This is a genomic window from Streptomyces sp. NPDC002206 (assembly GCF_053593595.1).
Map to the genome: position 1 here is coordinate 1 of NZ_JBSFCW010000048.1, position 20,275 is coordinate 20,275.

Sequence of the window (20,275 nt, forward strand, 5' to 3'; positions counted from 1 at the left end):
GTCTTGGTGTTGAGAGTGATGCTCCGCTTGTTGCAGTTGAGCATCGTGAAGTACAGGGAGTCGACGTCCGGGAGGTCGCGCAGCTGCTTGCGTGTGATGTCGCCGGTCGGCGCCTCCACCTTGATGACGTCCGCGCCGAGCCACGCGAGGAGCTGGGTGGCCGAGGGACCGGACTGTACGTGCGTCATGTCGAGGACACGCACACCCTCAAGAGCTTTGGTCATGTCAACGGCTCCTCTGCTACTTGTACATGGTCTGGTTCATGGTTCCGGGGGCGTACGCGTCGGGGTCGACCCAGACGTTGATCAGCGACGGCAGTCCGGACTCCCGGGCCCGCTGCAGCGCCGGCGCGATGTCGGCGGGGTCGCGGACCTCTTCGCCGTAACCGCCGAGCATCTGGGCGAACTTTTCGTAGTGGACGTCGCCCAGGGTGTTGCCGTCGGAAATGAGTTCCTGGCTGTCCTCGGGCATGGCGGTCCTGTCCCTTCGTGGGGGGCGCAGGAGCCAGTGCCGCACTCCCGCGGTATATTGCATACAGTCGACGAATACTGTATGAAACTTGTTATCCCGCATCCGGTGGGTGGTGTCCAGGGGGCGAGCGGCACTTTCATAATCGGCACGATCGGGAGTGGCTATGGATCTGTACGAGCACCAGGCACGGCAACTCTTCGCAGAACACGGCATAGCGGTACCGGAGGCCGAGGTCATCGACCGCGCGGCCGACGCAAAGGAAGCAGCGGGCCGGCTCGGTGGCCGGGTCGTTGTCAAGGCGCAGGTGAAGACGGGCGGCCGGGGCAAGGCGGGCGGAGTGAAAATCGCAGCCGACCCGGCGGCCGCCGAACTGACCACCCGCCAGATACTCGGCATGGACATCAAGGGCCACACGGTGCGGACGGTGATGCTTGCCCAACCCGTGGATATCGAGGCCGAGTTCTACGTCAGCTACGTACTCGACCGAACGACCGGCACCTTCCTCGCCATCGCCTCCGCGGAGGGCGGCATGGAGATCGAGGAGGTCGCCACCACCCGCCCGGAGGCAGTGGCCCGCATCCCGATCGACCCCGTCGAAGGAGTGACGGAACGCAAGGCCGCACAGATCGCCGCAGCGGCAGCCCTACCGCCCGAGGCCGCCCCCGTACTCCAGCGCCTGTGGCAGGTGCTCACCAGGGAGGACGCCCTGCTGGTCGAGGTCAACCCCCTGGTCCGTACGGTGGACGGCCGGATCCTCGCGCTCGACGGCAAGGTGACACTCGACGACAACGCCGGGTTCCGCCAGTCCCGTTGGGGAAGAGAGACCGATGACCCGCACGGCGACCCACTGGAGACAGCGGCCGCGGCCAAGGGCCTCAACTACGTCAAACTCGACGGCGAGGTCGGCATCATCGGCAACGGCGCCGGACTGGTCATGTCCACCCTCGACGTCGTCGCCGGCTGCGGCGCCCGCCCGGCCAACTTCCTCGACATCGGCGGCGGCGCCTCGGCAGGCATCATGGCCGACGGCCTCTCCGTCATCCTCTCCGACCCGGCAGTGAAGTCGGTGTTCGTCAACGTCTTCGGAGGCATCACCTCCTGCGACGCGGTCGCCGACGGCATCGTCCACGCACTGCGGTCCGTACGCCTGACCAAGCCCCTCGTCGTCCGCCTCGACGGCAACAACGCCGCCCGTGGCCGAGCGATCCTCGACGCACACGCGCACCCCCTGGTCGAGCAGGCCACCACGATGGACGGCGCCGCGCGCCGAGCAGCCCAACTGGCCCACGCAGCCTAAGGAGACCGGACATGGCCATATTTCTCACCAAGGAGAGCAAGGTCCTCGTCCAGGGGATGACCGGGGCCGAGGGCATGAAGCACACCCGCAGGATGCTCGCGGCGGGCACCCGGATCGTAGGCGGCGTCAACCCGCGCAAGGCGGGCCGGAAGGTCGACCTCGACGGAACCGAGATCCCCGTGTTCGGCTCCGTACGCGAAGGAATGGACGCCACCGGAGCGGACGTCACGGTGGTCTTCGTGCCGCCACCCTTCGCCAAGGCGGCCGTCATCGAAGCGGCCGACGCCGGCATCGGCCTGGCAGTGGTCATCACCGAAGGGATCCCGGTCCACGACGCGGTGGCCTTCCACGCCCACGCCCGTACCCGCGGCACCCGCATCATCGGCCCCAACTGCCCCGGCGTGATCACCCCCGGCCAGTCCAACGCGGGCATCATCCCGGCCGACATCGCGCCCGGGCCGGGGCGGATCGGCCTGGTCTCGAAGTCCGGCACGCTGACGTACCAGCTGATGCACGAACTGCGCGACATCGGTTTCACATCGGCGGTGGGCATCGGCGGCGACCCGGTCATCGGCACCACGCACATCGACTGCCTGACGGCGTTCGAGAACGACCCCGACACGGAACTCATCGTCCTCATCGGCGAGATCGGCGGCGACGCGGAGGAACGAGCTGCGGCCTATGTCAGTCAGCACATCACCAAGCCGGTGATCGGCTACATCGCGGGCTTCACGGCCCCCGAGGGCAAGACGATGGGCCACGCGGGTGCCATTGTCTCGGGCTCGTCGGGCACGGCGGAGGCAAAGCAGAAGGCGCTGGAGGCGGCAGGGGTACCGGTCGGCGCCACGCCGACGGAGACGGCCAGGCTGGTACGGGAGAAGCTGGGGATGCCCAGCCCGTCGGGCGCACGCAGCTAGTCGGAAAGTTTCAGCCCGTCCGGCGATTGAGGACCGGAGCCCCGGTTTCGGGAAGGGGTGGGTAGGGGAAAGGCCCGCCGCAGGCGCCCCACCCGCCCCGACCCCGCACCCCCACCATGTGACGGTGACGTCGCTCACCCCTGAGCCAACGTCACCTCCATCCCCGCCCCCGCTCACTACCGTCCCGTACGAGCGAGCCATCCCACCTCCCGCCCCGACTGTGCACCGAGAGCGGAGACCTTCATGGCACCGAACCCGCCCACCAACGAACCCACCCCACCCCCCACCCTCACCCTCAAACCAGGCACAGCCTGGTCGGATGCCTGGCAACGCTGTCTCACCACCACCCCCGAGGCGTTCCAGGCCGACCGGGTCCTCAACCTCTGGGCCTCGTCCTGGCAGCAGGACGGCCGCCCCCTCCCCGCCACCAGCCCCGTCGACGGCAGCCCCATCGCCGGTCCGCCCCGCCTGGACGCCCCGACCGCCCAACAGGCGGTCCGGGCCTCCCTCGACCAGCACCGCGCCTGGCGTCACATCCCGCTCGCCGAGCGCAGCGCCCGCGTTTCCGCCACCCTCGACGCGCTCACCGAACACCGGGAACTCCTCGCGCTGCTCCTCGTCTGGGAGATCGGCAAACCCTGGCGCCTCGCCCAGGCGGACGTGGACCGCGCGATCGACGGTGTCCGCTGGTACGTCGACAACATCGACCGCCTCCTCGCCGACCGCACCCCGCTCCCCGGCCCGGTCTCGAACATCGCCAGCTGGAACTACCCCATGTCCGTGCTGGTCCACGCGATGCTCGTACAGGCCCTGGCCGGCAACGCGGTCATCGCCAAGACCCCGACCGACGGCGGCGTCGCCTGTCTCACCCTGGCCTGCGCCCTCGCCGCCCGCGAGGGTATCCCGCTCACCCTCCTCAGCGGCAGCGGAAGCGAACTCTCCGCGCCTCTCGTCCGCTCGCCCGAGATCGGCTGCGTCTCCTTCGTCGGCGGCCGGGACACCGGGGCCCGTATCGCGACCGAAGTCGCCGACCTCGGCAAACGGCACATCCTCGAACAGGAGGGTCTCAACACCTGGGGCATCTGGAACTTCACGGACTGGCCGTCCCTGACCGCCGTCATCCCGAAGCTCTTCGACTACGGCAAGCAGCGGTGCACCGCGTACCCCCGCTTCGTCGTCCAGCGCAGCGCGTTCGACGAGTTCCTGTCGGCCTACCTCCCCGCCGTGCGCTCACTCCGCACCGGCCACCCCCTGGCGGTGGCGGACCCGACAGCCCCGCTCCCCACCCTGGACTTCGGCCCGCTGATCAACGCGGCGAAGGCCAAGGAACTGGCCGATCAGGTGGCGGAGGCCATCGACCGGGGCGCGATCCCACTCCACCGGGGATCGACGGCCGACGCACACTTCCTCCCGGGTCAGGACACCAGCGCGTATCTCCACCCGGTCACGCTCCTCAACCCGCCCTCGTCCTCCCCGCTCCACCACGCGGAACCGTTCGGCCCGGTCGACACGATCGTCCTCGTCGACACGGAGGCGGAACTCCTGGCCGCCATGAACGCCTCGAACGGCGCCCTGGTGGCCACGCTCTCGACCGACGACCCGGCAACGTACGAACGCCTGGCCCCACAGATCCGCGCGTTCAAGACCGGCCATGGCACCCCCCGCTCCCGAGGCGACCGGGACGAACTCTTCGGCGGCTTCGGCGCGTCCTGGCGCGGGGCCTTCGTGGGCGGCGAACTGCTGGTCAGGGCGGTGACGGACGGCCCGGCAGGGGAGCGCCTCCCCGGCAACTTCCCGGACTACCACCTGATGCCGTGACCCCCAGGAGGAACACCCGCCTCACCTGATCCCCTGACGATCAGGAATGAGTGCGAACTCCCGCTCGCTGACGTCGGGCACCGTGCGCTCCACGGCCTTCACCAGGAGCTCACGGTGCCTGACCAGCGCGCCCCTCCGGTCCTCCGGAGCCAGTGCCACCACATCGCCGATCCCGGCCAGCATCCGCCGGGTCACCTGCGGACTCCTCGTCGCGCACCACCGGATCTCCTCGAAGGCGAGATCCACCAGGTCGGTCCACTCCGGTCCGTCCTGCACAAGCCTCACCGCACCCGCCCCGTCCCGGTGATGCACCGCCCCGAGCGGCAGGTGCACCATGGCGGCCAGCAGTTGCACGATCCGGTCCAGGCACTGCACGGCGGTGGTGGGATCGTTCACCGCCGGAGACAGCGCCCGCAGCGCGATGTCCGAAAGCTGACGCAGCCCGAACCCCGGATCCTGGTGCGGCGTGCGCTCGACTCCCACCGAGATCGTGTACCTCGGCATCCGCCGCGGCGGAGCGGACCCACCATGAACGGCCAGTACCGGCGTGCCCGGCACCACGAAGTCCCCGATCCGCGGGATCAGCCGCAACACCACCCCCTGCCGCCGACCAGCCCGCACCAGCCGCGCCACATTCACCTCGCGCAGCACCCCCGCCCGCCCCGAGTGCCCGATCCGAGCGGTCTCCGCCCCGAGCGGCAGCTCTTCCCGCACCCCACCGGGCATCCGCCCGAGCACCCGCAGGGACTCATGGGTGATGCGATCGACGACCGGCCCCACCTGCATGAGCCGCAGCGTCGAGCTCACGTACGCGATGAACAGCAACAGACTGAGGCCCACCATCGCCAGCGTCAGCATGCTCTGCAGAAGCGGTACGGATGTGACCCGCCGCGGGTCGCTCTCGCTCTCGTACGAGGTCAGGACCAGCAACGAGAACGCGAACGTCGCCAGGAACACCGTCAGCGTCAGCTTGCTGATCCGGCTCCTGACGAAGATCCGCACCACCCGGGGCGTGAGCTGACCACTCGCCATCTGCACGGCCACCAGCGAGATGCTGAAGACGACGCCGATGAAGGTCATCATCGCCGCGCTGACGGTGGTGACGATGGTCCTGGCGTCGTCGGCAAACCTGATCAGGTCGCCGACCTCCTCGTACGCCTGCTCGTCCTTCAGGTGCGTGAGGATCTCCGCATCGAGCGCAGAGACGCCCCACCACAGCGCGAAGGAGCACAGCAGCCCCACCGTCGGAGCGAACCAGAACGTATCGCGCAGATGCTCACGCAAGGGGGACAGCGCCCGGGGCCGCCGATAGCCGCGATCACTCATGTCCGCGAAGGTAGCCCGGCCGCCCCCACCAGGCCCGTTACGCCGCCCGGCGAACTCCGGAGCACTGCACGTACCCGCACGACTCCGGACCGTACGCGACGCTCGGCGGGCCCCTCGGGCGTGCCCACCACACGCACTGACCACCGAATATGCAGGTGAGAGGCACCCCAAAGCCCTGGTATTGTTTTCTTTGTCGCCGCGGGAGACCGGGGCCGATCACCTAGTCCGGGTGGCGGAATGGCAGACGCGCTAGCTTGAGGTGCTAGTGCCCTTTATCGGGCGTGGGGGTTCAAGTCCCCCCTCGGACACCGACTGGGACGTTCACGAGATCGTCCCCAATACGTTCACGAATTACCGGTCGGGCCCTGGAGCTCACCGGTAATTTGGCGTTCAGAGGGCTCTCGGGTCCTGCACTCGGCTCGGCGAGACGGTGGTGCTGTGACGATCAGGTCTCAGTGGCGTCCGTCGGCCGACACACAGCATGCCTGCGCAGCGGTTCTTTACCGCGGCGCAGGCATGTATGGGTTTCAGGGGCGGGTGGGGAGCCGGGACGCCCTACTCGAGGGGAGGCGGTGCGGCCGGGTCCGGGAGCGGGTTCGGAAGGACCTCCTGCTTGCTGTGGAGCTCGGTCTTCTTGCGTGCGGTCAGCGTGCTGTTGCGGGGGAAGTTCTCGATCGCCCGAAGGTTGGCCATGCAGATGATCGCGGCGATGAGCAGGGTCTGTGCCACCCGTCCGTGGGCCAGTCGGCTCTGGGGAGCATCGATGGAGTCGAGGCAGCCCGTCGGCGGCGACAGCGCCGTGCGAGTCGGCGCAGTACTCGCAGTCGTTGAGGCGGGATTCAGCAGAGGCTCTGGCACCGCCCACTCGTCGTCAGTCAACTCCCCCTGCCACACGTGATCAGGACAACGAGGCACTGATCGTGGGAGACGTCGCCCGGTGCCTGGGCCGGTGCCGGACGGTGCTCCGGAGCGGGGCCGGGAGCCGTGCCGGCCGGCGCCGGCCTGTGGGCGTGGGATCAGATGTGGCCGCCGGGCGTCACGGTGAAGGATGCCGGACCGGCCGGCAGGTCCACCGTGGACTGGCGCAGGTAGGTGTCCAGGTACGGTGAGCGGTCTCCCTGGGTGGCCACGTCGTCGGACGGGTCGTCCAGGGACAGCCTCAGCACGGCGCCCGAGACATCGATGGTCTGACCCGATGGGATGTCGCGCCACGACCCGGTCTGGATCGAGCCGATCTCCACGGCCAGGACATGCCCGGCCGCCAGCGTCCAGTCGGTCGCCTTGAGGTCGACGCTCATCCGGCCCGCCTTCAGCAGGGAGACCTGCTCGTCGAACTTCACGGCCTTGCCGTCCGGGCCGATGTCGTAGAGCTTGAGCATGACGTTGCCCTCGCCCTTCGCGGTCAGCGAGATGTTCGGTGTGGCGGTCACCCGTACGTCCTGGGCGAGTGGCTGCGACCAGACGAAGAAGCTGGAGCCGACCGCACCGGCCTGCTGCCTCTTCGCGATCCCCTTGGCCAGACCCTTGGGCGCCGACTGCTCGGTCGCCGGCGCGTTCTCCATGTCCCAGTTGCCCGACGGCTGCACCGCCTTGGGCGCCGGTGTGCCGGCTGCGGCAAGGTTGGCGCGGGCGGAGGCACCGCCGTCGTCGAGGTAACTGCCCCTCCCCAGCGGGAGGGTGACGTCGCGCTCCACCACCGGCCAGGTGTTCTGGGCCCGCCAGTGACCGGTGGAGTCCTCGACGGAGTACGTCGGGTAGTCGACCGAGGGCTGAACTCCCTTGAGGTACTGGTCGTAGAAGGACAGCGTCTCGTCGTACCAGCCCTCACGGCCCATGGCCAGGCGACCGTCGCTCACCCGGTCGCCACCACGCACGTGGTCCCACTGGCCGACCCAACCGCGCTCCGGGCCGGCGTGGTTGGTGAGGTACTCCTGCATCTCCTCGGGCTTGGTGTTGTTCTCGATGAAGCCCTGGGTGACGAAGAGCGGCGTGTTGGTGCCCTGAGCCATCTTGGCCAGGTCACGGGAGGTCCAGAACGGGTCGTTCTGGTCCGATATCCGGTAGCCGGCCGAGTTCTCGGTCAGGCACCCGGGGTGGTCGTCCTCGTACCGGGCGTTGGCCCGATAGTGCCCGTCGTCGTCCGACAGCGGGGCCATCGTGGCAATGCCGTTGTAGGCATTCGCGGTTCCGGTCACATTCGGGCGGGGGACGCCGTTGGAGTAGATGTACTGATACATGTCCCAGAGGGGCTCCCCGGCGACAACGGCCTTCAGCGCGGACTGCTTCAGGTCGTTGCCGATGAGGCCGGTGACGGCGTCGTAGGACTTGCCGTACATGCCCACCGCGCCGGTCGACCACGGCTGGCCCGCGGCCCAGTTGATCGCGGCCTTCACGTCGGCCTGCTCACCGGGACCGCCCCAGTCGAGGCAGCCGGTCGAGCCGCCGAAGCCGCGCAGGTCGACCATGAGGAACGCGTAGCCGTGGGCGAAGAGGTCGCTGCCCTCGATGAAGTCCTGGAAGCGATTCGAGGGACCGGTGTGGGTCCAGCCCTCGGGGTTCGTCTGGCCCGTGTGCCCGAAGTACGGGCCGATGGAGAGGATGACCGGCACCTTCTGCCCGGCGGGCACGCCTTCGGGCATCAGCAGGTCGCCGTGCAGTTCGGTACCGGAGCCGTCCGAGGACGGGAAGTAGTGCTGGGTCCAGACCGAGCCCTTCGGGACACGGTCGTTCTGCTCGTGCGTGATGCCGTCGGTCGCGGTGGCGACCGCCGTGGTCGGGGTCTGAGCGGAAGCGGCGGCCGGTGACGCGACGGCGGGGCCGGCGAGTGCGGCGGTCAGTGCCAGAGTGGTGACGAGTGCCGAGGGGGCCCAGCCGGGCGCGCGACGTCTGTTCACATGCTCTCCCGAGTCGTCGGTACGGAGCGGAACGGCGTTTCCGGTCGAGCGGCAGCGCCCTGCCCGCCATCGCAGGGACGACGGACGGTCGCACGCATGTCAGGAACGGGACCACGTGTGCGAACCCTGGCCGGAACCTTTGGCGAGCGAGCCTAAGGTCAGCACTGAAACGCGTCAATGGTGCTGTGTATCCGTCGTGTTACTGATGTGACGGAAACAAGTCTGCTTCTGGAAGGGGAGGTTGGGGGGAGACGACGGTGGAAACGTCTGCTGTATCCCAGGGGATGGGGCTGGTTCGCCATGTCGGCCGGGTCTTCGCCGGCCCCCGCCACGACCCTGAAGGGGGCAGCCGGGGATGCCCTGGCCGCCTGTCGGCCGGACCGCAGGATGCGCCGTGGAGAGAGGACATGATGGACGACGCCGCGCATGACCTGTGGCCCCGGCGGATCTTGAACACCGCGCTGTTCGCGATCAGCTTCTTCCATCCCAGTACCAAGCGGGACTGGCGGGCGATGGGCGCAAAGTACTGGTGTCGAACAGCCCACCGGTCCGCCGGCATCGGTCGTCCGTTGGGCGACGTGACGCAGCCGCGGCCCCACACACGGCGAGGGCTGCTCGAGCGCCCTGACGCCGCAGGCGGCGGGCGACACGGTGTCGCCCGCCGCCTGCGGCGTCAGGGATTCAGGTTCAGATGCCTGGGGAGTGACGTGACGTCAGCCAGTCGCGCTGCCCGCGACCCACTCGCTCCACGGCATGTTCCAGTCGCTGAGGCCGTTGTCGGGGGTCAACATGGTCTTGCCTTCGGAGTTCTTGACGATCACGACGTCACCGATCATCGAGTTGTCGAAGAACCACGCGGCGGGCTGCTTGCCGTCGCCGCCGCCCTTGACGTCCTTCAGGCCCACGCAGCCGTGGCTGGTGTTGACCTTGCCGAAGACCGCGTCGGCACCCCAATAGTTGCCGTGGATGAAGGTGCCCGAGGCGGTCAGGCGCATGGCGTGCGGTACGGCCTCGATGTCGTAGGAGGGCTTGCCGTCCTTCTTCGTGAGGCCGACGGTCGCACCGTTCATGTGGATCTGCCTGAACTTCTCGGAGATGACCATCTGACCGTTGTACGTCGGGTGCTCGGTGCTGCCGGACGAGATCGGGATGGTCTTGATCGTCTTGCCGTCCCGTACGACGGTCATCTGCTTCGTCTTGGCGTCGACCGTGCTGATCTGGCTCCGGCCGATCTTGAACGTGACCGTCTTCTGGGTGCCGTGGAGGTTGAGCGTGACGGTGACGGTGGAGCCGGGCTTCCAGTGGTTCTTGGGGCGGAAGTCCAGGCGGTCGTCGTTGAACCAGTGGCCGACGACCTGCTGGCCGCTGCTGGAGCTGACCTGGATCTTCGACTCCATGGCGGTCTTGTTGCTGATCGCCTTGTCGAAGTTGACCGTCACCGGCATGCCCACGCCGACGGTCGAGCCGTCCTCGGGGGAGAGGTGCCCGATGAAGTTATTGGCCGGGGAGAGCGTGGTGATCGTGGCGTTCCCGGTGACGGAGCGGCCCTTGGCGTCCTTGGCCTCCGCGGCGACCTGATACTTGGTGGCCCGCTCCAGGCGGCCGTTCGGCTTCCAGGACGTGCCGTCGGCGGACAGGGTGCCCGGAACCTCGGCACCGGTCGCGACGGCGGTCATGGTCACCTTGGTGAGCTTGCCGTTGCTGACGGTGACCTTGACGGAGTCGTTGATCCCGACGTCGTAGGCACCTTGCTTGGGCGTGATCTTTATTCGGGCGGCGGAAGCCTCCTGGGTGGCCGTCTGATCCGCCCGCGCCTGCGGTTTCGGGTGATTCCCGGCGTCGTTACCGCTGGTAGCAGCGTTGCTGGTGCCGCCGAGGGCCGTGAGTGAGAGCACACCGCCGAGTACACCGACCGCAGCCACCAGTCGGGTGCGTCCTTTACGTGCCGTGATCAAGTGTTCCTCCCGTGTCACTGGTCGTTGAATCCCTGAAGCTGGATGCCGAGGGAGTACAGCTAGCTATAAAACCACCCATATGGGTTCATCTGTCCTTAAGTGAGCAAACTGTGGTGAAGGCCACGCGCCGTCGAGCGCGTCGCCGGGGCCCTGCTCGACTGACGGATGGCGCGTGGTCGATCCGCTCTCGCCGCCCGGAGCCGATCATGACGGGGACGCCCGGTTCAGGCGGAGCGCCCGGCCGATGTTCTGCACGATCTCGACCTGGGAGCCGCGGGTGTCGGCGAAGCGGATGGCCTCCACTCCGCGCTTGCCGGTGATGTCGACGCCTTCCCCGAGGGCCCGCCCGGAGACGAGGAAGGCCCTGTGTACGCGCTGGCCCGCGGCGTCGATGCCGTTGGCGACCTGTCGAAGCGCTTCGCGCCGTTCGGCCACGAGGTGGTCGCCCCACAGCTATGCCGACCACACCGGTCCGGGGGGCGTGGCGGCCGGCCTCCAACTCGTAGAACTCCGCGTCGATCGAGGACCTCGGCAGCCGGTCCGCCTGGCCAGGTCGTCGTCGGCGGCGTCGGTGACGTACAGCTCCGCGGCCGTCTCCGGCAGCTTCTCGGGGAGGTGGCGGCATTGGGGCAGCCTTCGTGACCTTCTGGTGGAAGGTCATGACGGTGCGCAGGTTGCAGGCCGCCGCTTGCTCCAGGAGGCCACGGTCCGCATCGCGAAGGCCGACGTGGTGCCCACGGATGCGAACCTGCTGCCCGCCTACGACTCCTTTGCCGAGCTCGCGAATCACGTGCTGGTCGGGATTCATCCCGACCAGCATTTTGCGTTGTGCGGAGCACCGCATACGTCCGAGCTGTCCGGGACCGAGTGACATCGTGGAGATGTATCGGCATTGTCACCCATGGTGCGCACCAGCCCAGTGATCCGGTCGGTTGTCTGTGCCGGTCGGGGTACCCGAGCCCACCGGCGCCTCTCGGGTTGCGCTTGATCCACCGGGGTGAACAACGTCGGGCGCGCGGGCCAAGATCGTTCGCATACCGCGTGGTCCCACCGACGATGATCGCCGGCGGGACCTGCCGGTCTCCGCCCTCGCGCACTGACGTACCGAGGTGGAGAGATGTCCAGCATGCACAGACCGCTGGGTGGCTGGCAATTGACGGGGCGTCTGCTGCCGCGCAGTCTGGCTTCGCTGCTGACGGGTTGTCTGTTGTTGGGGGTGGGGGGCACGTTGCCGCTGCTCGCAGCCGCGCCCGCCCTCGCCGACGAGACGACGATCTCGGGCGACACGCTCCGAACCGGCTGGGACTCGAACGAGCCCGGTCTGGCGCCCGCCCAGGTGTCCAGCTCCGACTTCGGCCAGCAGTTCTCCACCACCGTGGACGGACAGGTCTACGCTCAGCCACTGGTGATCGGGAAGACGGTCGTCGCGGCCACCGAGAAGGCCAAGGTCTACGGGCTGGACTCGGCGAGCGGGAAGATCAACTGGACGATGGACCTGGGTGCGCCGTGGCCGGCCTCGGCCATCGGTTGCGGGGACCTGGTACCGAACATCGGGGTGACCTCGACCCCTGTGTACGACTCGGCCACGGGGACCGTCTACCTCACCGCGAAGATCAATGACGGTCCGGATACCAAGCACCCCAACTGGTACGTCCACGCGCTGGATGCGACGACGGGTGCCGAGCGCACCGGCTGGCCGGTGAAGGTTCAGGGCGCGCCGGTGAACGACCCCAGCCATCCGTTCAACGCGTTCACCGCGGCCCAGCGCCCCGGACTGCTCCTGATGGGCGGATCGGTGTACGCGGCCTTCGCCTCTCACTGTGACAACGGCCCCTACGTCGGCTATGTGCTGGGCGTGAACACCACGACCCGCAAGGCCACCCTGTGGGCCTCCGAGGACTCCTCCGCCAACGGCATGGCCGGCATCTGGATGAGCGGCGGCGGCCTGGTCTCCGACGGACCGGGCCGGATCCTGCTCTCCACCGGGAACGGCGTCTCCCCGGCGCCCGGCCCCGGCTCGAAACCGCCGGGCCAACTGGCCGAGTCGGTGGTTCGACTGGGCGTCAACAGTGACGGGACGATGTCCGCCCAGGACTTCTTCAGCCCCAGCAACGCCCCGATCCTCGACCAGAACGACACGGACTTCGGCTCGGGAGCCCCGGTGGCACTGCCCGGCCCGACCTTCGGCACGGCCCAGCACCCCCATCTTCTGGCGCAGATCGGCAAGGACGGTCGCCTCTTCGTCCTCGACCGGGACAACCTCGGCGGCCGCAGCCAGGGGCCTGGTGGCACCGATGCGGTGCTCGGCACCTTCGGACCGTACGAGGGTGTATGGGGGCACCCGGCAGCGTATGGCGCCGAGGGCGGCTATGTGTACACGATCGGCAGCCGTGGCCCGTTGCGGGCCTTCGCTTACGGCGTGAGTGGCTCGGGCCTACCCTCGTTGACCAGTACCGGCGCCAGCACGGGCACCTTCGGCTACACCTCGGGTTCGCCCGTGGTGACCTCCACCGGCACCGCCCCGGGCTCCGCCCTCGTCTGGGCAATCTACGCGGACGGCTCCAACGGTGCCAACGGTCAACTGCGCGCGTACGACGCCGTACCGGTGAACGGAACGCTGAAACTGCGCTGGTCCGCCCCCATCGGCACCGCGTCCAAGTTCTCGGTGCCCGCCACCGACGGCGGACGGGTCTACGTCGGCACCCGGGATGGCCATGTGCTGGCCTTCGGCCGTCCGTCCAACTCCGCGCTGATCGGCAACACGGTGGACATCGGCAAGGTACCCGTGGGCAGCACCGGCAAGGCCACGGCCAAGGTCACCGCAACCCGTGATGTGAAGATCACGGCGGTGGGTACGCCGTCGGGCAGCAAGTTCTCCGCCGCGCCCACCGGCCTGCCGGTCACACTGCACACGGGCGACACCTACTCGGTGCCGGTCTCGTTCTCGCCGACCACGTCCGGAGCGGACAGTTCCGTTCTGACTTTCACCACCGATCTCGGGGCGATCGGTCTCGGCCTGACCGGCTACGGCAGCCAGCTCGGCCTCACCCCCGTCCCCTCCACGCTGGCCTTCGGCACGGTGGCCACAGGCACGACCAAGACCCTGGGCGTGAGCTTCACCAATACCGGCACCGAGGCCGAGACGATCTCCGCCGGCAGCCCACCGAACGCCCCCTTCAAGGCCACCGGCCTCCCCGCCAACGGCACCGTCGTCCAGCCCCAGCAGTCTGTCACCGTCCAGGTGACGTACACCCCGACGGCCGCAGGCGACAGCTCCGGGACGCTCTCGGTCACCGGTCAGCACGGCACCGCGACCGTGAGCCTGACCGGTACGGCGGTGACCGGGCAGGCACGTCTGACGGTCACTCCGACCTCCTCCGACTTCGGCCAGGTGCCGGTCGGGCAGTCGGTCACCAAGACCTTCGACATCAGCAACACCGGCAATATCCCCCTCACCATCACCAAGGCGGCACCGCCCGCGGCCCCGTTCCACGTGACCAATCCGTTGAGCGAGGGCCAGGTCATCGGCCCGGAGGACGTGGTGCACCAGGCGGTCACCTTCTCCCCGACCTCCATCGGCGTGGCCACCGGTACGTACCAACTCACCTCCGACGACGGCCGGGGGCCGCAGAACGAAGCGCTCACCGGCACCGGGACCGGAACCGGGCCCACCGGGGTCGCCATCCCGGCGCCCGGTGCGGGCGGCTGGAAACTCAACGGGTCCGCGCAACTCTCCGGCAATGATCTTCAACTTACCCAGACTGGCACATATCAGGCGGGCTCGGCGGTCTTCCCCGTCCCGGTGCTCACCGACGGCCTCAAGGCGATGTTCACCACTGTCATCGGCGGCGGGACCGGCGCCGACGGCCTCACCTTCAGCCTGCTGGACGCGGCCCGGGCCACCCCGAGCGCGCGCGGCACCAACGGCGGGGGCCTCGGCTGGTCGGGGCAAGCGGGCGTGGCGGTCACGTTCGACACTTACAGGAACGGCAAAGACCCGTCGTCGAACTTTGTCGGGATCGCCACTGCGGGAAGCGGTACCAACCTCACCTACGCGGCGACCACCACCGCCGTGCCCAACCTCCGCTCGGGTCCCCACGCCGTCTCCGTCTCCGTGTCCGGGACCACCCTCACCGTCTCTCTGGACGGCACACAGCTGCTGCGGACGGCAGTGGCCTCGCTGAGCCCGACAGCCCTGCTGGCCTTCACCGGCTCCACTGGAGGGCGGACCGACATCCACACGGTGCGGGACGTGGCCATTACCGCGACCTCGTACGCGGTGCCACCGCCCGGGCCCAACGGTTGGACGTTCAACGGGTCCGCCGCGCTGTCCGGCACCGACCTGGTGCTGACCAAGGCCGTTCAGAACACCGCCGGTTCCGCCATCCAGGGCACTGCCGTACCGTCGGCGCGCCTGCGCGCGAACTTCACCGCCGCGATCGGCGGCGGTACCGGCGCCGACGGCCTGGCCTTCCTGCTGCTCGACGCGTCCAGGACGACCCCCAAGGCGCTGGGTGCACTTGGCGGAGGCCTCGGCTATTCGGGGCTGCCGGGCATCGCCGTCACCTTGGATACTCGGCGGAACGGCAACGATCCCTCGGCCAATTTCGTTGGAGTGGCCATCGGTGGCACCGGGGACAAGCTCCAGTACGCCGCCACCTCGACCGCCGTTCCCGCGCTGCGGACCGGTACCCACGCTGTCGGCGTGACCGTGACGACGGCCGGGCACCTGCTGGTCAGCATCGACGGCAAACAGATCATCGACACCGCGGTGAACCTGCCGCAGAACGTGCTGGTGGGGTTCAGTGGCGCCACCGGTGGAGCGACGGACAATCACACGGTCAGCAGCGGCGCTAGCATCACTTACTGAGGGCCTGACGGGCCAAGGAGATCGACATGCGTGGGCTGGTTGCTTCCTTCCTCACCACAGTGGTCGTCGTGTCCGGCGCCGGCCCTCAGCCCGCACGGGCGCCCGTACCCCCTCCGCTGTCCGTCATGGTCTCGGACACCGAAACGATGGGGCGGGTCCTCACGGATCCGCACGGGCGCACGCTCTACCGCGACGACCTGGAGCGCAACGGGACCGTCGTCTGCGTCGGGCCCTGTACGGACACCCGCAAGCCGCTGCTGTATCGGCCCGGTGCCGAGCTCCGGCTGCCGCCGGGCATCGCCGGCACGCTCGGGACCGTGAGGCGGCCCGACGGCGGCGACCAAGTCACCTACGACGGCTCCCCGCTGTACTGGTTCACCGGGGATCAGCAGCCGGCCGACACCAGCGGGGTGACCCTGCTGTGGCATGTGATCAACCCTCAGAACGTGCCGGTGAGCTGAGCGACGAGGAACAGCCCGCGTCCGCCTTCGTCCACCGTCGCCGGGGCAGTCACGCCTCCTGGCGCGGTTCGATGATCCGGTCGACCGCCAGGACGAACCAGAGTTCGGCGATGTTCTGGGTGCGGCTCAGTCTTCGACTTCTTTGAGACCGTCACTCTGACCGGGGCGCGGCTGTACGTCTTAGTGGTGACCGAGCACGCCCCGGATCCGGATCCTGGGCGCGAACGCGCATCCGTCGGCGGCCTGGGTGGTCCAGACCGTGAAGAATCTCGTCATGGACCTCGAGGACGCGGGCTGCCGAGCAAGGTTCTTGATCCGGGACAGGGACGGGAAGTTCCCCGAGCTGTTCGATGCCCTCATGAAGGACGCGGGGGGTCGAGGTCGTGTTCAGCGGTGTCCAGATGCCGCGAATGAACTCGATCACGGAAGGGTGGCTGCAGACTCGTCGGCGTGAGCTGCTGGACCGCACGTTGATCTGGAACCAGCGCCACCTCCGCCACGCCCTGCGGGAGTTCGAGCGCCACGGGTTCCGGCCGCGCATCGAAGCGTCAGGCCGGTGAGAAGATGTGGTCGCTGATCAACCGGGTGGCGCCGACGACGCCGGCGACCTGGCCGAGCTCGCCGAGCACGATCGGCAGGTTGCCGGTCGCCAACGGCAGCGACTGACGATAGACCTGGGTGCGGATGCTCGCCAGGAGGTTGTGGCCCAGTCCGGTGAGCCCTCCCCCGATGACCACCAGGCCGGGGTTGAAGAAGCTGACCAGGCCGGCGATGACCTGACCGGTACGTCTTCCTCCCCAGCGGATCAGATCCAGGGCCGCGGTGTCCCCGGCGCCCGCGGCGGCCGACACGTCCTCGGGGGTCAGCCTCCCGGCCGATTCGAGCCGTCCGGCGAGCTCCGTCGAGCGGCCGGAGTGGGCGAACGCGGTCGCGTCGCGTACGAGGGCGTTCCCGCCGAAGTACGCCTCCAGGCAACCGGTGTTGCCGCAGGCGCACCGCGGTCCGTCCGGGTCCACCTGGATGTGGCCGATGTCGCCGGCACTGCCGGTGACACCGCGGTGGACCTCGCCGCCGACGACGATGCCGCAGCCGATGCCGGTCCCGAGCTTCACGCACAAGAAGTCCCGTACGGACCGGGCGACGCCGGCCTGCTGCTCGCCCAGGGCCATCAGGTTCACGTCGTTGTCGACGAGAACGGGGCAACCGAGCTCCTGGCTCATCGCCTCGCGGACGGGGAAGCCGTTCCACCCGGGCATGATCGGCGGCGCGACGGGGACACCCTCGGGGAACCGGACGGGTCCCGGAACGCCGATCCCGGCGCCGTCGAAGTGTTCCGCCAACCCCGCCTCGCGCAGCTTGCCGACCAAAGCCAGTACCCGCTCGACGACCGCGACCGGGCCGTCGCGCACGTCCAACGGCTCGGCCACGTGGCCGAGGACGTCCAACTCGGCGTTGGTGACCGCGACATCCACGGAGGTGGCGCCGATGTCCACGCCGAGGAACCGCAGCGACGGGGAGACCCGGACGTTGTGCGAGCGGCGGCCGCCGCGGGAGGCGGCGAGGCCGTCCGGGACGACCAGACCGGTTTCCAGCAGCCGGTCGATCTCGAACGCGAGCTTGGAGCGCGACAGCTCGACCAGGTCCCCCAGGGCGACCCGGGACTGCGGGCCGTGGTCGCGCAGGAGGCGGAGCAGCCGGGCCTGATGCATATTGGCCGGTCGAACCGTCGTACTCCTCACGCCGCCCCCGTCGTGGTCAAAGCCGTTCGCATGCCCGGTGCTTGGGGGCGCGACTTCCACCGGACCGTAGCACCGTGCCGTCGACGGCAAAAGAAACTTGCGCGCCGAGTTACACGACTTTCATCAGCAGATCGACAAAGCCGGTTCGAGTAGCACAGTCTCGTTGCCGCCCAGGCTCTTGCAGAGGCGGCCAGGCCCGATGGGGTGGAGCCGTCCAGCTCTCCACCCCATCGGTTTTGGTGCGCTGTCCGGTTCGCTCGGCGGGCCGCTGCCGCAGCCGGCCGAGGCACACGGCTCAGGCGGCGTCACCGCCCGGCCGTGACTCAGCGACCGGCGGTACCGTGGTGCGGCATGCCGACGTCGGACTGGCCGGCCGCCTTCTTGATCAGGGCGGCTTCCCGCTGGTCGAGGACCCCTTCCTTCCGCAGCGTCGTGACGATCTCCCCGACGTGCGAGACGAACGCGCCATGGTTGTTCCAGGCCCGGTGATCCTCGATCAGCTCGTTGACCGTGCAGCCGTTGGTCGTGACGCGGTTCGGGACACCGGTGTTGATCGAGCCGAGGAACACGGTGGAGCGATCGTCCCTTTCAGGACAGTTGGTCGGCGGCTTGCTGTCGGCGATGGTGAGGGACAGCGACTGCGACGTGGCCGTGTTGCCGGCCTTGTCGGTGGCCCGGTAGAGCAAGGTGTGGCTCCCGGCTCTGTCGATCACCACCGGTGCGGAGTACTGCAGGTAGGGGCCGCCGTCGAGGGAGTACTCGATCCCGGCCACACCCGACCCCGTGTCCGAGGCCGTCACCGTCACCGTCGCACTGCCGACGTAGTCACCGGAGCCGTTCTTCGTGCCGGAGACGGAAGCCGACACCTGCGGCGGCGTCCTGTCCTCGGGCGGAGCCGCCACCACGGTGAAGTCGACCGATTTCGCCGGCGAGGTGTTGCCGGCCTTGTCGGTCGCTCGGTAGGTCAGCGTGTGCCGGCCCACGTTCCTCACCGCAACTGGCGCTGTGTAATTACTGTATGAGGCGCCGTCGAGGGAGTATTCGATTCCGGCCACGCCGGAGTCGGCGTCCGAAGCGGTTACTGTGACGGTTGCGCTCGATACGTAGTTTCCGGCGGAGTCCTTGGTTCCGGACACTGTCGCGGAGGTGTCGGGTGGTGTGGTGTCCTTCGGTGGTTCGGGTGCTACGACGGTGAAGTCGACCGATTTCGCCGGCGAGGTGTTGCCTGCTTTGTCGGTCGCTCGGTAGGTCAGTGTGTGCCGGCCCACGCTGCTCACCGCAACTGGCGCTGTGTAATTACTGTATGAGGCGCCGTCGAGGGAGTATTCGATTCCGGCCACACCGGACTCGGCGTCCGAAGCGGTCACTGTGACGGTCGCGCTCGATACGTAGTTTCCGGCGGAGTCCTTGGTTCCGGACACTGTCGCGGAGGTGTCGGGTGGTGTGGTGTCCTTCGGTGGTTCGGGTGCTACGACGGTGAAGTCGACCGATTTCGCCGGCGAGGTGTTGCCTGCTTTGTCGGTCGCTCGGTAGGTCAGTGTGTGCCGGCCCACGCTGCTCACCGCAACTGGCGTTGTGTAATTACTGTATGAGGCGCCGTCGAGGGAGTATTCGATTCCGGCCACACCGGACTCCGCGTCCGAAGCGGTCACTGTGACGGTCGCGCTCGATACGTAGTTTCCGGCGGAGTCCTTGGTTCCGGACACTGTCGCGGAGGTGTCGGGTGGTGTGGTGTCCTTCGGTGGTTCGGGTGCTACGACGGTGAAGTCGACCGATTTCGCCGGCGAGGTGTTGCCTGCTTTGTCGGTCGCTCGGTAGGCCAGTGTGTGCCGGCCCACGCTGTTGATCTCAACTGGCGTTGTGTAGCTGCCGTATGAGGCGCCGTCGAGGGAGTATTCGATTCCGGCCACACCGGACTCCGCGTCCGAAGCGGTCAGCGTTACGCTCGCGCTGCCGACGTAGTTTCCGGCAGAGTCCTTCGATCCCGACACTGTCGCTGACGTGTCCGGCGCAGTGGTGTCGTCGCCGGGCGCGGCGGTGACGATGAGCTCACCCGTCATCATCTGGTGGCCCGGCATCGCGCAGAAGTAGCGGTAGACGCCAGGCGTGAGGGTGACTTCGGCCGTGTGCCTGCCTCCCTGGGAGTCGAAGGGGCTCGCCAGGATGTTGAGGCTGACGTCGTTGTTGTAGTCGGTGTTCGAGGCGTCGAACGTCAGGGTGTGCGACAACCCCGACGTGTTGCCGGTCGCGGCGCTGCTCTCGAACACGATGGTCGCCTTGCCGGCCACCGCGGTGGCGGGGGCTGATGCGTAGCTCATGTAATCGTTGCCGGCCGTCCAGGTGAGCACCTGGGTCGCTGCGGTCTCCTCCGCGCGATTCACCGCCGCGTATGCGGCCGGAACGGCCAATGCGAAAGCCGTGAAGACAACGGCCATCAGCGCCATCAGCGCCGGATGCGCGCTGAATCGGTCTCGTAGCGCGGATCTTGAGGAGGGCGGATCCGTCTGGGCATGGAGCAGTCTTCTGA

General features: G+C 68.4%; 13 protein-coding genes, 1 tRNA gene and 2 pseudogenes. 7 read left to right on the forward strand and 9 right to left on the reverse strand.

The features are described 5' to 3' along the window. Together ACWCP8_RS38005 and ACWCP8_RS38010 are read right to left on the reverse strand one after the other, a co-directional pair. On the reverse strand, positions 1-224 hold a 224-nt coding region (locus ACWCP8_RS38005; RefSeq protein WP_451120975.1), incomplete at its 3' end, for a CoA transferase. Positions 225-240: 16 nt separating this feature from the next. Then, positions 241-438, reverse strand: a pseudogene (locus ACWCP8_RS38010) (thiamine pyrophosphate-binding protein); the annotation flags it as partial. Positions 439-634: 196 nt separating this feature from the next. Here ACWCP8_RS38010 and sucC point away from each other — a divergent pair. The 3 genes from sucC to ACWCP8_RS38025 all read left to right on the forward strand — a co-directional run bounded on the left by sucC (position 635) and on the right by ACWCP8_RS38025 (position 4,503). Beyond that, positions 635-1,768: an ADP-forming succinate--CoA ligase subunit beta gene (sucC, locus tag ACWCP8_RS38015; RefSeq protein ID WP_352271088.1), complete on the forward strand. Its 1,134-nt coding sequence runs from the start codon at positions 635-637 to the stop codon at positions 1,766-1,768. Between the two features lie 11 nt (positions 1,769-1,779). Further along, positions 1,780-2,685 carry a succinate--CoA ligase subunit alpha gene (gene sucD, locus ACWCP8_RS38020; protein WP_451120977.1) on the forward strand — a complete coding sequence of 302 codons (906 nt, stop codon included), beginning with the start codon at positions 1,780-1,782 and terminating at the stop codon, positions 2,683-2,685. 243 nt (positions 2,686-2,928) lie between these two features. After that, the gene (locus ACWCP8_RS38025) at positions 2,929-4,503 is read left to right on the forward strand and encodes an aldehyde dehydrogenase family protein (protein ID WP_451120979.1); all 1,575 of its coding nucleotides are present in this window, start codon (positions 2,929-2,931) and stop codon (positions 4,501-4,503) included. A 21-nt stretch (positions 4,504-4,524) separates the two neighbouring features. On the opposite strand, the gene ACWCP8_RS38030 is transcribed toward ACWCP8_RS38025, so the two are convergent. After that, entirely contained in the window at positions 4,525-5,829 is a 1,305-nt protein-coding gene (locus ACWCP8_RS38030) for a DUF2254 domain-containing protein (protein WP_451120981.1), read from the reverse strand. A 223-nt stretch (positions 5,830-6,052) separates the two neighbouring features. Between ACWCP8_RS38030 and ACWCP8_RS38035 the strand changes: the two genes are divergently transcribed. After that, positions 6,053-6,137 (forward strand) — tRNA-Leu (locus ACWCP8_RS38035). Positions 6,138-6,384: 247 nt separating this feature from the next. Here ACWCP8_RS38035 and ACWCP8_RS38040 read toward each other — a convergent pair. The 4 genes and pseudogenes from ACWCP8_RS38040 to ACWCP8_RS38055 all read right to left on the reverse strand — a co-directional run. Next, positions 6,385-6,558 carry a hypothetical protein gene (locus tag ACWCP8_RS38040; RefSeq protein ID WP_451120983.1) on the reverse strand — a complete coding sequence of 58 codons (174 nt, stop codon included), beginning with the start codon at positions 6,556-6,558 and terminating at the stop codon, positions 6,385-6,387. A gap of 287 nt (positions 6,559-6,845) precedes the next feature. Then, on the reverse strand, positions 6,846-8,723 hold the full coding sequence (locus tag ACWCP8_RS38045; RefSeq protein ID WP_451120985.1) for a CocE/NonD family hydrolase: 1,878 nt from the start codon (positions 8,721-8,723) through the stop codon (positions 6,846-6,848). Positions 8,724-9,436: 713 nt separating this feature from the next. Next, on the reverse strand, positions 9,437-10,648 hold the full coding sequence (locus tag ACWCP8_RS38050; RefSeq protein ID WP_451121006.1) for an Ig-like domain-containing protein: 1,212 nt from the start codon (positions 10,646-10,648) through the stop codon (positions 9,437-9,439). Between the two features lie 249 nt (positions 10,649-10,897). After that, positions 10,898-11,381 (reverse strand): annotated as a pseudogene (locus ACWCP8_RS38055) (DEAD/DEAH box helicase); the annotation flags it as partial. 414 nt (positions 11,382-11,795) lie between these two features. On the opposite strand from ACWCP8_RS38055, the gene ACWCP8_RS38060 reads away from it, so the two are divergent. The 3 genes from ACWCP8_RS38060 to ACWCP8_RS38070 all read left to right on the forward strand — a co-directional run bounded on the left by ACWCP8_RS38060 (position 11,796) and on the right by ACWCP8_RS38070 (position 16,569). Beyond that, on the forward strand, positions 11,796-15,548 hold the full coding sequence (locus ACWCP8_RS38060) for an Ig-like domain-containing protein (RefSeq protein WP_451120987.1): 3,753 nt from the start codon (positions 11,796-11,798) through the stop codon (positions 15,546-15,548). Between the two features lie 26 nt (positions 15,549-15,574). Continuing rightward, positions 15,575-16,009, forward strand: coding sequence for a COG4315 family predicted lipoprotein (locus ACWCP8_RS38065; protein WP_352271099.1), 435 nt, complete (start codon positions 15,575-15,577; stop codon positions 16,007-16,009). A 410-nt stretch (positions 16,010-16,419) separates the two neighbouring features. Further along, entirely contained in the window at positions 16,420-16,569 is a 150-nt protein-coding gene (locus ACWCP8_RS38070) for a hypothetical protein (protein ID WP_352271101.1), read from the forward strand. Here the strand turns inward: ACWCP8_RS38070 and ACWCP8_RS38075 are convergent. Together ACWCP8_RS38075 and ACWCP8_RS38080 are read right to left on the reverse strand one after the other, a co-directional pair. Beyond that, on the reverse strand, positions 16,558-17,718 hold the full coding sequence (locus ACWCP8_RS38075) for an ROK family transcriptional regulator (RefSeq protein WP_352271121.1): 1,161 nt from the start codon (positions 17,716-17,718) through the stop codon (positions 16,558-16,560). The genes ACWCP8_RS38070 and ACWCP8_RS38075 overlap by 12 nt on opposite strands. Before the next feature lie 353 nt (positions 17,719-18,071). Beyond that, complete coding sequence (locus ACWCP8_RS38080; RefSeq protein WP_451120989.1) at positions 18,072-20,183, reverse strand: OmpL47-type beta-barrel domain-containing protein; 2,112 nt, start codon at positions 20,181-20,183, stop codon at positions 18,072-18,074. Between the last annotated feature and the right edge of the window lie 92 nt (positions 20,184-20,275).

Coding starts and splice junctions, on each gene's coding strand:
- sucC (WP_352271088.1), top strand. CDS start 635: ATGGATCTGTACGAGCACCAGGCACGGCAACTCTTCGCAGAACACGGC.
- sucD (WP_451120977.1), top strand. CDS start 1,780: ATGGCCATATTTCTCACCAAGGAGAGCAAGGTCCTCGTCCAGGGGATG.
- ACWCP8_RS38025 (WP_451120979.1), top strand. CDS start 2,929: ATGGCACCGAACCCGCCCACCAACGAACCCACCCCACCCCCCACCCTC.
- ACWCP8_RS38030 (WP_451120981.1), bottom strand. CDS start 5,829: ATGAGTGATCGCGGCTATCGGCGGCCCCGGGCGCTGTCCCCCTTGCGT.
- ACWCP8_RS38060 (WP_451120987.1), top strand. CDS start 11,796: ATGTCCAGCATGCACAGACCGCTGGGTGGCTGGCAATTGACGGGGCGT.
- ACWCP8_RS38065 (WP_352271099.1), top strand. CDS start 15,575: ATGCGTGGGCTGGTTGCTTCCTTCCTCACCACAGTGGTCGTCGTGTCC.
- ACWCP8_RS38070 (WP_352271101.1), top strand. CDS start 16,420: ATGAACTCGATCACGGAAGGGTGGCTGCAGACTCGTCGGCGTGAGCTG.
- ACWCP8_RS38075 (WP_352271121.1), bottom strand. CDS start 17,718: ATGCATCAGGCCCGGCTGCTCCGCCTCCTGCGCGACCACGGCCCGCAG.
- ACWCP8_RS38080 (WP_451120989.1), bottom strand. CDS start 20,183: ATGGCCGTTGTCTTCACGGCTTTCGCATTGGCCGTTCCGGCCGCATAC.